The sequence below is a fragment of the Pseudoalteromonas sp. 2CM39R genome, assembly GCF_023161845.1.
In genome coordinates this window covers 24,477-37,046 of record NZ_JALNTM010000009.1, presented here as the reverse complement: position 1 = coordinate 37,046, position 12,570 = coordinate 24,477, and the positions used below count along the sequence as shown (strand labels likewise).

17 protein-coding genes are annotated in these 12,570 nt (G+C 42.5%); 1 reads left to right on the top strand and 16 read right to left on the bottom strand.

Annotated elements, in window-relative coordinates; translation table 11 throughout:
- Window positions 1-99: 99 nt before the first annotated feature.
- On the top strand, window positions 100-1,170 hold the full coding sequence (locus MTF66_RS19825) for a site-specific integrase (RefSeq protein ID WP_248528179.1): 1,071 nt from the start codon (window positions 100-102) through the stop codon (window positions 1,168-1,170).
- Here the strand turns inward: MTF66_RS19825 and MTF66_RS19820 are convergent.
- The 16 genes from MTF66_RS19820 to MTF66_RS19745 form a co-directional block, all read right to left on the bottom strand.
- Entirely contained in the window at window positions 1,163-1,369 is a 207-nt protein-coding gene (locus MTF66_RS19820) for a hypothetical protein (protein WP_248528176.1), read from the bottom strand. The two genes, MTF66_RS19825 and MTF66_RS19820, sit on opposite strands and share 8 nt — an antisense overlap.
- Window positions 1,370-1,884: 515 nt before the next feature.
- Window positions 1,885-2,646, bottom strand: coding sequence for a hypothetical protein (locus MTF66_RS19815; protein WP_130167149.1), 762 nt, complete (start codon window positions 2,644-2,646; stop codon window positions 1,885-1,887).
- 2 nt (window positions 2,647-2,648) lie between these two features.
- Window positions 2,649-3,338, bottom strand: coding sequence for a hypothetical protein (locus MTF66_RS19810; protein ID WP_248528174.1), 690 nt, complete (start codon window positions 3,336-3,338; stop codon window positions 2,649-2,651).
- Window positions 3,338-3,829 carry an adenine glycosylase gene (locus MTF66_RS19805; RefSeq protein WP_248528171.1) on the bottom strand — a complete coding sequence of 164 codons (492 nt, stop codon included), beginning with the start codon at window positions 3,827-3,829 and terminating at the stop codon, window positions 3,338-3,340. The genes MTF66_RS19810 and MTF66_RS19805 overlap by 1 nt, the downstream gene beginning before the upstream one ends.
- A gap of 4 nt (window positions 3,830-3,833) precedes the next feature.
- Window positions 3,834-6,161 (bottom strand): phage tail protein, encoded by a 2,328-nt coding sequence (locus tag MTF66_RS19800; protein ID WP_248528169.1) that lies wholly within the window; start codon window positions 6,159-6,161, stop codon window positions 3,834-3,836.
- 13 nt (window positions 6,162-6,174) lie between these two features.
- Entirely contained in the window at window positions 6,175-6,807 is a 633-nt protein-coding gene (locus tag MTF66_RS19795) for a phage tail protein (RefSeq protein ID WP_248528165.1), read from the bottom strand.
- Window positions 6,804-8,000 (bottom strand): baseplate J/gp47 family protein, encoded by a 1,197-nt coding sequence (locus tag MTF66_RS19790; RefSeq protein WP_248528163.1) that lies wholly within the window; start codon window positions 7,998-8,000, stop codon window positions 6,804-6,806. The genes MTF66_RS19795 and MTF66_RS19790 overlap by 4 nt, the downstream gene beginning before the upstream one ends.
- 2 nt (window positions 8,001-8,002) lie before the next feature.
- Window positions 8,003-8,335: a DUF2590 family protein gene (locus MTF66_RS19785; RefSeq protein ID WP_248528159.1), complete on the bottom strand. Its 333-nt coding sequence runs from the start codon at window positions 8,333-8,335 to the stop codon at window positions 8,003-8,005.
- The gene (locus MTF66_RS19780) at window positions 8,332-10,086 is read right to left on the bottom strand and encodes a phage tail tape measure protein (protein WP_248528156.1); all 1,755 of its coding nucleotides are present in this window, start codon (window positions 10,084-10,086) and stop codon (window positions 8,332-8,334) included. Before MTF66_RS19780 ends, MTF66_RS19785 begins: the two co-directional genes overlap by 4 nt.
- Window positions 10,083-10,232 carry a hypothetical protein gene (locus MTF66_RS19775; protein WP_248528153.1) on the bottom strand — a complete coding sequence of 50 codons (150 nt, stop codon included), beginning with the start codon at window positions 10,230-10,232 and terminating at the stop codon, window positions 10,083-10,085. Before MTF66_RS19775 ends, MTF66_RS19780 begins: the two co-directional genes overlap by 4 nt.
- Before the next feature lie 41 nt (window positions 10,233-10,273).
- Window positions 10,274-10,537, bottom strand: a complete 264-nt coding sequence (locus tag MTF66_RS19770) for a putative phage tail assembly chaperone (RefSeq protein ID WP_248528151.1) — start codon at window positions 10,535-10,537, stop codon at window positions 10,274-10,276.
- Window positions 10,534-10,788 (bottom strand): hypothetical protein, encoded by a 255-nt coding sequence (locus tag MTF66_RS19765; protein ID WP_065978200.1) that lies wholly within the window; start codon window positions 10,786-10,788, stop codon window positions 10,534-10,536. The genes MTF66_RS19770 and MTF66_RS19765 overlap by 4 nt, the downstream gene beginning before the upstream one ends.
- A complete protein-coding gene (locus MTF66_RS19760; RefSeq protein WP_248528148.1) occupies window positions 10,785-11,339 on the bottom strand; it encodes a hypothetical protein in 555 nt (184 codons plus the stop codon). Before MTF66_RS19760 ends, MTF66_RS19765 begins: the two co-directional genes overlap by 4 nt.
- A gap of 10 nt (window positions 11,340-11,349) precedes the next feature.
- Entirely contained in the window at window positions 11,350-11,898 is a 549-nt protein-coding gene (locus MTF66_RS19755; RefSeq protein ID WP_248528145.1) for a glycoside hydrolase family 108 protein, read from the bottom strand.
- Between the two features lie 4 nt (window positions 11,899-11,902).
- On the bottom strand, window positions 11,903-12,103 hold the full coding sequence (locus MTF66_RS19750; protein ID WP_248528142.1) for a TraR/DksA C4-type zinc finger protein: 201 nt from the start codon (window positions 12,101-12,103) through the stop codon (window positions 11,903-11,905).
- A gap of 12 nt (window positions 12,104-12,115) precedes the next feature.
- On the bottom strand, window positions 12,116-12,565 hold the full coding sequence (locus tag MTF66_RS19745) for a phage protein (protein WP_065978204.1): 450 nt from the start codon (window positions 12,563-12,565) through the stop codon (window positions 12,116-12,118).
- Window positions 12,566-12,570: the final 5 nt, after the last annotated feature.

Sequence of the window (12,570 nt, the reverse complement as noted above, 5' to 3'; positions counted from 1 at the left end):
ATTGCCTTGAATTGCCTTGAATTGCCGCGAGTTTCGATATACAGTCACCCTATAGTCACCCCAGCGGGGTAGGACTGATCAATAACTTAGGGTTACTCAATGGCTTCTTACACTGTCGAAAAACGCCGTCTTGCTTCAGGCGAATACCGCTATAAATGCGTAGTTCGCGAGAAATCTAAGGGCAAGATTATACACAATGAAAGCAAAACATTCAGTAAAAGAGTGTTGGCTGATAGTTGGGGCAAGAAACAAGTTAACGCTATTGAGCAATCTAGGGTGACTGAAACAAAAGAAGCGGTCACCCTGGGCACCCTTTTAATGATGTATTACGAAAATCACGAACTTTGGAATGCTACAGGCCGCTCAAAACAGTTTGTGATAAAGATGCTGATTGATTGCGATATTGCCAAAGTAGAATCTAACGAACTTAAAACCAGTGATTTAATCGAGCATTGTAAAAACCGCAGAAGTGCAGGAGCTGGACCCGCAACCATTTATCATGACATTGCCTATTTACGCAGTGTTATGAAAAAAGCGGGGCCAGTATGGAACATCGACGCTAACTATAAAATATTCGAAGATGCAGTTCCGGTATTAATTGAAATGGGTTTAGTCGGTAAAAGCCAAAAGAGAACTAGACGGCCTACTGAAAACGAACTAGATAAATTGCGCGATGGTTTGCAAGAACGTATGAGCTTTAGGCCTAACGGCAAAGTAAGAATACCTTTTTTAGATATTTTAGATTTTAGTATTTTAACGTGTATGCGGATTGGCGAAGTGTGTAAGTTGCGTTGGGATGATCTGAACGAAGAACATAAAACTATTTTAGTTCGAGACAGAAAAGACCCACGTAAAAAAGAAGGCAATCACATGGTTGTTCCGTTGCTTGCAGGCTCTTTTGATATAGTTCTTAAACAACCAAAAGATGATGAATTGATTTTTCCTTATAACCCTAAGTCTGTCTCATCTGGTTTTCAACGTGTACGCAATGCTTTGGGTATTGAGGATTTACGCTATCACGATTTACGCCGTGAAGGTGCTAGCCGTTTATTTGAAAAAGGCTATTCAATTGAAGAAGTGGCCCAAGTTACAGGCCACCGTAATTTAAATATTTTATGGCAAGTTTATACGCAATTATTCCCGCATAAATTGCATGATAAGTTTATCTAGCTTTAAATATAGCCAAGTTATTTTTATTTATTTCTAAAAAATCAGCCGATAGTGCATCTTCTAATTTACTAATCACCTGTTGATCTGCACCTGAATTTAACTCTACGGCGATAACTTCTTCATGGTATTCAAAATTCCCTTTTTTTCTGGGAAGTATCTTGCCATCTAAATTTTCATTGTATCCGTATAATACGCTCATGCTGAACCCTCTGTATGAAATTAGTACTATTCTACTATCTTTTGATTATTTTTCCCATTCAACTAATTTCAGTTTTGTTTTTAATTAAATTGTTGTTTTATATTTGTTTTTTATCATTCACAAAATGTACTTTGGTCTTTGAATCCTCACGTAAACTAGTTAAGTTGTTGATTAACAATCTTATTATTTTTAATTCCTTATTAATTACATGCATTTCAACTGAAAAACACTGAAATAAATTTCGATCTTTTCAGATCTTTGATCCGCTAAGAACTATATATACTGCGCTGGCTGGCGGTATGAACTGTAGTACTCAAAAACTGAAAAAAAACTGCACCAAAAAGCCCGCAGGAGGGTAAGGAAGAGTCCGGATTTCGTGAGAAAGTTTTTGCGTGGTGCTGAATTACGTGACCAGAATGCTTATGGCCAACATAGACGGTGATAACTTTACTGCAGTGTATTGCAGGCACTAAAAAGCCCAGCGGGTAACTGGGCTTGGTTATTGGGCTGTGGTGCTATTTGGTTATTGGGTCTAGCCTTCCCTTTTGTTCTTCGGCTTCGGATGCTTGACCACTAAATTCACCAGCTTGTTCTGGTGCTTCTGTCTTGCCAGTGCCAGTGGCAACCCCCTTATGTGTATGTGTTGCACATGTATTTGCTAATGCTCGAACTGTTGCCATTAATTCTGACAATAATTTAAGTACATTCTCACTTTCACTGCCTATCCATGTTTTGGGGCTTTTATGTGTTTGCTCTTCTGTGGCAATTACTTGCCGAGCCTTGCACTCAAGCTTCGCTAGTTCACCAATAATGTCTTTTAATGACTTATCAGTTTTATTCTCAAAGTTTCCTTGCTCATCAATATGATGATACACACCCTCACGAACCTGTGTTCTCACTTCACCTTCTTTGATTGCGGGTAAGTCCCAACCAAAAGGTAAAACGGTTCTAATAAATGGTTTATCAGCACGGCCATAAGCAAAGCCTAATTCGACTATGCTATCTGGTGCAGGTGGTTCTAATCGGCCTGCTTTATCTCCTGCGCCTGGTAAAGGTAGCGGCACGGCCTGTAAAACTTTTGATTTGGTTTCAGTTCCGTTCTCATCTAATAATTGAACATCAACCGCATAACGTGGGTAAAACGGGTCACTCCCTCTTTCCCCTTCTTCAGTCGGTAGTTCCGGCAATGCAACGACCTTTCCCCAGCGTGGTAAATGTAACTGATTAGTTAGTTCTGGAAATAGCCGGCGCACGATACGATGAATTACTTTTTCCATAGTTACCAACTTAGCGTCATGTTTGTTTCTTTGAATTCAACTTTACTCAGGCGCTCATTATTCGCCATTACATGCGGGCGAACCATGGGTGCAGCTGGCATCATGGCCGACTTACCCGCTTGATGCTCTGTCATTAAAGATGTGGCAATTGTGACGGGCTTATCTGACCAAAACGAATCGGCATAACTGCCAACGAATACTTTGCCATTACCCTGTTGATACCAAATAAAGTCACTGATTTTATATATTCGACCAATGTTATCGAGCATAGACAACCCTGATCCGTCGCTATAAAAGCACGGTGCGGCTGACTCTGAATATGGTTTATCGGGTATCACAAACTCGATACCCGTTTGATTGCTTATCTCATTTAATACTTGGCGCATTGTCGCATGGCGTAACATCACACTTAAATTGAACATGAGCGCGGATGACCATTCGCGACAAAATAACGTGAACCAGCCATTTACACTGGGTAAAACACGCTCAACATAGCCATTAAACACGCGGTCCACCATATCACCCCAACCAAGATCGACTTTTACAGTGTCGAGCTTTGTTGCTGGTTGCCTTACATTTATCTGGCACGTACCAGGGGCTGAGTGATTTAGCACAATCCAGTGGTCTTTTAATTCCACTTTCTGATCGTTTACATACGCGCGTGAAATAAACCTGGCATTTGGACTTGCCATTATACAGTCCTCAAGGTAGCTAAGTTTTCTTTTAAGTGCTGTTGTAAATTAGCGTATCGAATATTGCTAGCACCGCCCTGCTCTAAGGCGGTAGGTTCAGCGGTTCGTTCCTCTACTTTTTGCGGTACAGAACGATACTCAGCAAGGGTAAAGGTGACCATCCATTGGCGTGTTGTTTCTTGCTCGACTGCTTCAATCTTGCTACTAAAGCGTACTTGCTTAATACCAATTGCTTCAGCAGTAATATTATTTATTCTGTAAATTACACGGGCGCCAGCTTCTGTCGCTTCTGCCATGTTGTATAAATCAGTGAGTGTTTGTGCGTTTTTAAAAGGGATTAGTCCTGACACTGTCAGCATTTTCGCTTTCATGCCCGTCTCAGCGCTGTCCGTGTTTGAGGTTTGCCCGCTTGCATCTTCGCTGGCAAGCTCTTGGCTTGCCGTGATGCGAAGTGATTTAAGATCGATTGATAGCGAGTTAAGAGCTAGCATTTATCTATCTCCAAGTACCTTCGACAGACATTCTCATTTCAATACACTTAATTGCCATATTTTGCCCGTCACCGCTTAATTCTACACCTTCATTTTTCACCTTAAATTCATTTGTATTGGGTACCAGGCGATGCCAGCTTGAAACCGCAACTCTATAACCTCCAGCATCAACTTGGGTTCTACCAACAACTGATATTTCAACATTATTTATATTTAAAAATGGATGTGGCAAATCAGGAAGTTGTAATTGCCCACTCCACTGCTCTGGCCCTAAATCTAAATTGATTACATTTGTTGTCCAAATTTTTAATTGTCCATTTGATTTTTTCTCAAATTTGCCAAGTTCATTTTCACCAATTTCAAATGTTCCTACTCCATCATTGAAAATGATGCAGCCTCGTTCAAAAAATGCGTTTAAGTATTTAGCATTAGAGGACTGAATTATTATCTCTTCACCTGTCACACCATCTATTGCTGTTCCTGCATTCACCCAAATTTGACCACCATTTAGGTTTATTGTTGCCTGTGGTGCGCTTGGCCTCGACAATTTAGCCGCGTAAGCGCAAATTACTCCACCTGCTGCTGCATAAATAGCTGAAGATGATCCGCAATTCAGTGCGTTCCCATTTGAGAATGAAACATTTGCTCCCTGTGATTCTGCAAATATGCCACCTTTTGCAGCGCCACTTACATCAGCATCATCTGCATTAACAAGTGATCTTCTAGCTATTAAACCAAAACCACCCGAGTTTTTTGCTGAACCACCTCTAAACTCTAGAATACACCCACGTGATGCATAAATTGATGAATTAGTTTGCTCAAGTGTTTTACAACAATTATCAAATATTGCACTTCTAGCGTTACAACTAGAGGCTTGTTGCATTCTTAAACCTATACCAGATGAACCACTAAAGTTTGCGCCATAAATGTTTGCTCGCCCATGAACTTGAATTCCTCTAAAGCCCGCATTAATAATCCCTTTACCTTGACTAACAACACACTCGGCTTCAGCCATTTGAATACCAGTACCGTGATTATTTTCCATATCAATGATGCAGTCTAATGTTGGTAATTTCGTTCTATATCCAAAGATTAATGGTGCCCTAGGCGTCTCACCAAGAATCCCTGAAGGTACATTACTAGTATCTGCACCAACAAAATCATTATCTAGATACACAATTTCATCATCCGATACTATTCTGACATCAGAAAAATCTCTGCCATGTTGACTGATCCCTTTAGTCAGCCTATGACCACTTTCTATTTTGATAACAATCTCAGTTTTACCTGATGTTGAAACACCGCTCAAACTATTGAGGGCTTCATTCAAGTCGCTAAAATCTGTTGGTATCTTAATATTAATCGTTTTTTCATAAACCATTGCTGCGCGTTGAAGATCATCTAATGAATCACCAATTCTATAGCCGATTGAATTTGCGCTATGTTTGCCATCACTAATATGATTATCTATTTCGTTTTTAATTGCTTCTGTACTTGTAGGTTTTTTTCTCAAATCTTGAACATTGTTATATTGATTAATTTCAGCAATTTTTGTTATGTAGTGTTTTTTATCGTTCTCATCGGTGAATTCATCAAGGTTATTTGAAATATTTATATTAAACCTAGGTTGCCACACACTACTTGCATCACCATCAAACCACGCTTCTAGATAAACTCCCATAGGGTAGTCTTCGACTGCAATAATATGATCTTCCAGTAATTCTACTCTTAGCCCATTCACATAACCTGTGCCAGCAAGTACTTTGAATGAATTCAAAGTTGTTCTTTCCACAACTTTAAAACCATCACCAATGAACCAATTCTTACCATTAATATCTGAAGCTAAATTCTGAATTAGCTTATCTACTCCGCTTAACCTAGAAGTAAAATCTAACTGCCAAGTTTCCGGTGCAACATCAATACCTGTAAGATCCGCAATACCTGAGTACTCAATACCAAAGTTACGGTTTAAGGTATTACCCGCAACACCATCAGCCGTCACGGTTTTTGGCGTAGTCGGAATGTGATTGATAGCAACCAATGTGTCGTTAATTGATGAATACAAACCTACCCAGTTAAATTCAAACGGGCCTGTCACACTATCAAGAACCGTCGAATACACCACTACATTGTCATTTATACGGCCAACTTGCTGAACGATTTGTTGATGAACTATATAGTCGCTTGGTAAACCCTCCTCACGGCTGATCGGTGCTGTTGCATCTTGCCCAGGTACATTTGCAAAAATAAACGTATCTATATCTAACTGCTCATTAGCTTGTGCTTTAGCAGCAAAAAGTTTTTCACCTGCGATTGTAATAATTGAAGCCATGTTAATTCCTCTTTTAGCTAATAAGCTGCTTATTTGTTGCAATAATAAAATGTGATTCGTTGTCCATTACCGCTAGCCCTAATTTGGGGCTCATGTCGTCACTTAACTTTGCAAACCCCGTTAAATTTTCATGTGAAAAATCATTAGGGGGTGCGACAAGCGGCATGCTTGCAATAGTGCTGTATTCATAGCGGCGAGTCGTTCTACCGTATTGCCTGCAAATATTGTCAATTAAGTGGTTTCGCTCTGCTAAATCTGAATCCAACAATTGCAAGCTGACTACGTCCCAATCGACTTCACTAACACGCTCATCGATGGTGATCCACGGTGTGCCTAATTTCTCAAACATGAAATACCAGCCGCTTTGCGTTCCTGCCCCTTTAGCAAATTGCAGCGCGTACTTAACGCGAATTCGGTAGGTCTGCTCAGTTTCATTTGGGATTTGCGTAATATCTCGCTCCCATGCAAGCAAATGAACAAGGGCCAGTTCTGCGGTCATCGGGTCTTGCTGCTTTGCAGGCCATGCCAGTATGTCACTAACACGCTGCCAAAATCGCACAGCACCTTTACGTAACTTATCGAGCTCACTTGCTGGCCGTGCTAGCCAATACGGCATTTTGGTGATGGTTTTCCAATCTATGCTCATGACACATTACCATCTGTTACTGTTAATGATGCCAAGCGCGGAACGTCATTTTCACTGGTAATATCACCTTGCCCCCAACTCAATGAGTCGATTCCCTCAAACTCCCTATGCAGTTCTTGGCCTAAACGACTAAAGCTAAATCTGCTTTGTGGTTTTGTTCGTGTGACTGAGTAATCAGTGTTTTCTCTAAACGCACTACGGATAAAGTTTTCAACATCGTTGAGTAATGTTGTTACTTCGCTATCAAGTAAATAGGTATGCGGGTAAATAGTGACTGCAACATTCACATCAACACCAGGCATCGGCAACACCAGTAAGTCATCACCATGGCCGTGGTAACCTTTTGCCATGACATAGTTATTTAAGTCATCAATAAGTACTTGGCTTGGCTCACCCGTATCTAACAAAATAAACGCATTCGCCGTACCTGGGCCGCGTGGCGCATCATGCTCAAAATAAATATTGTCAGTGTCCAGACCGCTTCGTTCTGTCAATATAGCGCGGTATACCGCATCAATATGCCAAGGTGCAGCCGCTGTAAATGCGTTGCGGGTTCTTAGTTTTAACTCTTCGTTTGTTTCAGCATCAGCGCCTAAAACATCAAGCCATTGATCATCATTAAGTGCGTTACTAATTCCGGTGACCGACTCAGGTAATATGTGGTAATACCCTGCGCCTAAGTTATACGCCGCACCTGCAAACTCAGCGATCACCGGCACTAAAATACTGCCTTGATTTTCAGGCAGAATTACATCGTCAATTGTTAGCACGCGATACACCGTACCGTTAATTGCATCGGTCTGTATTACGGTTCCTGCGCTTATAAGTAAGCTTGGGCCAGCTTGAGCTGCACGATAAAAACGCACTTTACCTTGTGCACGTTCTTCACTTTTACGTGTTAGGTCATGCTCCCAAGCTTTCGCTTCTATAAACGCGCTGTCAGTGGCGGTTTTTAAAAACAGGTTTGGTAGTATCTTTTCAATCAGTACCTTGTTGACTATCCAATTAGCCGGCTTTGCTACAATTGCGGTGATCACACGCCAAAACGGTGAGAACGGCGAGTCATTTGCAATAATGCTGCCCTCGGCTTCAACGTCTGCTTTAAATAAGGCTTTCCAGCCCTCTTCAGTGGTTGGAATACCCGCATTTTCTACAATGCGCTTAAAATCAATGTTCGCTGTTTCACCAGCCATCACTACGCCCCTATGATCAACGATGAAATATCACCAAACTCAATGGTTTTTGCATGCACCCACCATTGCCCTTTTTTAATTTCGTTTTCGGTCACTTGTACTGTGCCTGGCATGATCCGTTCGTCATCTTCAACCAGCAGATTGATGCGTGTTTTCGTGTCGTTCGTCACACTCGTTCCTCTGTCACTTACCAGTAAATTGGCGAGGCCTGTATCTAAAATGGCATGCACAATATCTTGTGCTATCACATCACGAGCACTTAAATAACGCGGGTTTTGGCCTGCATCTAACACCACATCACCACTTTCAATGTGCAGATCACGATAAAGACTCATGAATGCATCTCCACAAAGTTCATGTAACTGCTATCACCTTTTGCAGGGTACACATTCACAGTGCCAACAGAGGTTGATTTTTGTTGGTTGGCGTTACTGATCTGTTGGGTTATTCCGCCTTTTACGGTTTTACCTTCAAGGGGAGCAATCGCTTCTACGCCTATCATTTTTTTCATACCCTCAAAGCTGGTATCAAGCTCAATTCCTGCTAGGTCGGCTAACTCTTCAATCGCCCACAGTAGTGGAGCAAATAACACTTCAACCGCCTTCCATGCGTATTCAAGACCAGTTAGTAAAACGTTGATCCAGCTAATATCCGCAAAGCTAGCTTTTAAGTCGTCCCAGTAATAAATCAACGCCCCCACTGCTACAATCGCCGCAGCAATAGCCGCTACAATTAAGCCAATCGGGTTTGCATACATCACAATATTTAAAGCAAACATCACACTGCGTAAGGTGCTTAGGCCTGCACTTAATGCGGTGGTGATCCCTGTCCATGTCATTGCCGCAACACCCCATGCAACCATAGCCATTTTGCTCGCGCCCATGATCACCGTGAATAAACCGCCTGCCGCAACAAGCCCCAATACTGCAACCGCTGCATAGCCAATCCACCGCGTTAAGGTTGGGAACTGCTCCGTAAACCACACAACATTGGTGCCCATATCAGCTATAAGCCCCACAAAATCATTAAAGGCGGGTAAGATAGCAGCGCCCCATGCAGCACGTATCACATACCAGCTTTGTGCTAGTCGTTCGCTTTGGTCAGTCATGGCCATTGCCATTTCTTCGGCTTTTTGCATGCCGTTTACTTGCCCGAGTGAATTAATCGAGTCATTCAAGCCGTTAATGTCTGTCAGTAATAACTTGATGGTTGATACAGCGTTCTTTGAACCAAAGGCTTTGGCAAGTTGATCGCCTTCGGCAACATCGATTACATCACCATATTTGCTACGAATTTCCGTTAAAATATCAACCATAGGCAACATGCGCCCTTGGCTGTCAGTAAAGGTCAGTCCTAAAGCAGATTGTGCTTTACCTACCCCCGCTAAAAACGCTGAATATTTAGTCCCTGCTTCGCTGCCCGACATTGTCGCTTGTAATGTGCCAAGAATTGCCATTTGTTCATTCACAGCAATGCCTGCACTATTTGCATCAGCGCCAAGAGAAGTAAACGCCGCCGACATCTCACTACCTGTGGTTTTAAATGCTTGAACTGATTGCGCCGTCATTCCTGTTATTTGTTCAACCCATGCACTTTTACCCATGGTTTCGGCTTGGTTTTTAAAAATGCCGTACATGGTGCCCATGTAATTTGTGATGGTAGCTGCATCTGATTTAGTCGCCGCAGCAAGAACGTTGCTCGACATCGTAAACGCTGATAAATCAGCATCATTAAGCCCCGCTATCGCACTTTGAATGTCATAACTTGAACTCACAAACTCAGTGGCAGATTTGCCATATTTAAGGGCGTACTGATAAGAGGTATCCGTTAATTGTTTTAATGCAGATTCACGCACACCGAGAGATTTAACTTCACCCAGTACCCGATCCATTTCAATGGCGGGCATAAGTGCGTTTTGTAATGCGTAACCGCTGGCCGCAATGCCTGCCACACCAGACGCCATTTTCATGGTGCCCGTTTGGTAGTCACTTGATAGACCATTTAAGCTATGGCTTATTTTTGCAATGGGTTTAGTGATTTGGTCAATCAACCCCACTGTAAACATAAGTGGCTGCGGTAAACTCATTTACTTCCCCCAAAGGCTTTGCCTACGGCATTAATGACAATGGCTTCTAAATCTTCACGCTGGCGTTTTATCAGCCATGCTGCCCTTGCTAAGTTATGTTCGCTGTCATCTTGATGCGGTAAAAGATGACGGCGAAACGTCAACATTTGCTCAAGCGGGTTATTGCTAATGGCTTCAACCAGCGCGTCTATTTTTTTACGCTGATCTCAAGCGCTGGCGCGAACTCCTGTTGCAATAAGCCTGCAATTTGCAGCACTGCACCTGGTGATTTATCAACTAACTCGCGCAACTCATTTTTGTTGCTTTCATCGACTGTGCGCATCACTAGATTGTGTGCTGGTGCAACCTTGTTATTCGGCATAATGTCGTTGATATAACCGTTGTAATCATTAGTGCTTACATTGAACGTAAAGTCTTTACTGCCAATGGTTAGGGTAATGGTCTGGTTCATGCTGTATTCCTGCTATTAAGTAATTCTTTAAGTTGTTCGAATCCCTGTTTCATTTGCCGCTCCATGCGGTCACCAAGATCCTTTACATCATCCTTGGTCGCGTAGTATTCCGCGACATGGGTTTTGTGTTGCGCCAGCTCTTGGCGCGTCGCTGCATTACTGCTAAATAGGTAAACGATAATCGGTATGACGACTGTTAGAATTAAACTTACAATGCCGATGATCACTAAAATCCAATTCGTTAAGGTCATTTAACTGCTCCTTGACTGGCTGTTTTTTGCATTAGGCTCATCAACTTGTCTTTATCTTTCGACCCCTTTGTCGAGCTCAACCAAAAGGCCGTACCGCTGGCTACAAGCGCAAACAAGTTACCAACCAAGTACACGATCAGGTCTCTGTTTTTTTCAATGTCAGGACCAAAGAACAGCGCTGCTAACACGGCTGCAAATAATGCAAACAGTAATAAAGTGAGCGTTGCTGGCATCCAATGATCTTTATGCTCTGTACGGGCGTTTTGTCTGTCTTGCAATTCGGCTTTGTATTCTTCCAATGCAATTTTTTGCAGCTCAATATTCGCTTGGCGAATTTGCTCTCGCTCAGCATGCGCCCACTCTTGCAACGTCAAAGCAGCATCAGGATTATTCTTTAACTCTGCTGCAACGGCTTCTGGTGTGTTTTCCGTGCCTAAAGCGCCCGCAATTTGGCTACCAATACTGACAGCTAAACCAACTGGGCCACTCAATAACGGAGCTACAGCGCCAGCGATACCACCAACCGTGTTTGCGATTTTTTGCCATTCCATACCTTGCCCCTTACAAGTTCACAATTCTGTCTAACCAACCAAACTGGTACTTCTCTTGGCTTTCATCGTTGGCCGCTATGTCAATGCAAAAGCTAATACGTTGTCCCCGAATGGCTTCGGCCAACACATCAAGGCCCCTATTTTTTCGCACTGCAGCATAGTCAGTTAAGGCACTGATTGTTCTGCTACCAGGTATGCCATCAACCACCAAATCTGGGTAAAGTGATTGGCATTTGTTAAGCACATTTAGCACTTTTTGTAATGCCTTAGCCGATGTGCTCACACCTGAATGAACAGCAAAGTCAAATAACTGCTCGGCAAGTGATTCACTTAACACGCTTACCTTGCTCAATTTCAGCGGTGACCAGTAGCGCTGATCTTGTATTAAAAATGCAGTCTGATATGGCATGTCTTGCATTTCACCTGTGTAGCCAAAGTCACGTGCTACGGCTTTGGTAATGCCATACATAGTTTCACCACCACGATCTGTTGGGTCATTGACATAACCCCCTTCACGGTCAATGAGCTCTTTAATCAGTCTGATTTTTAATGTATTCATATTGCTACTCGCTCAACTCTTGGCACGGAACACAGCGCTGCACACCTGGTACTGCTTTTTGCCGTGCTTTTGGTATTGGGTCACCACACTCAATGCATTCCGTTGCACTGAGTTTGTGGCTGTTGTTAAGTCCTTTTAATCGCTGATCAACAAAGCGTTGTTCAGCGCGTTCCTGTGCAATGACTAGGCGATCAATAAAATCCATTCACGCTTACCTTTACTGCACAATGTTTTCAATTTCGTCTGGGCGTAAGTACGGCACACCATTGATATGAACAAAGTCAGGGCTCGTTACATCAAACGGGATCTTAAATAAGCTTGCTTGCCCGCCTTTTTTATCAATGTCTAAAATGTCACTGAGCTTGATGCGGCAACCAAATGCTTCAACCTTCATTTCATCTTTTGAGGTCTTGCCGTAAAACATGATGTCGAACGTTTCCATACCACGCCAAGAACCGGCGCTCTTTGCTGCATCTGAGATAAGTGCAAAGTTACTCGCATTAACTGACAGCTCACCATTTGCCGATACATCACCATCAACCGCACCATCAGGCACACCCCCAGTTTGTGATACCGCACTGTTATCGGTGATCGATAACGTGGCCGTGTCCACATGCACCATAATGTCACCTAAGTTGACGTTAAAATTCATTCCAGATAAACGCATGATGA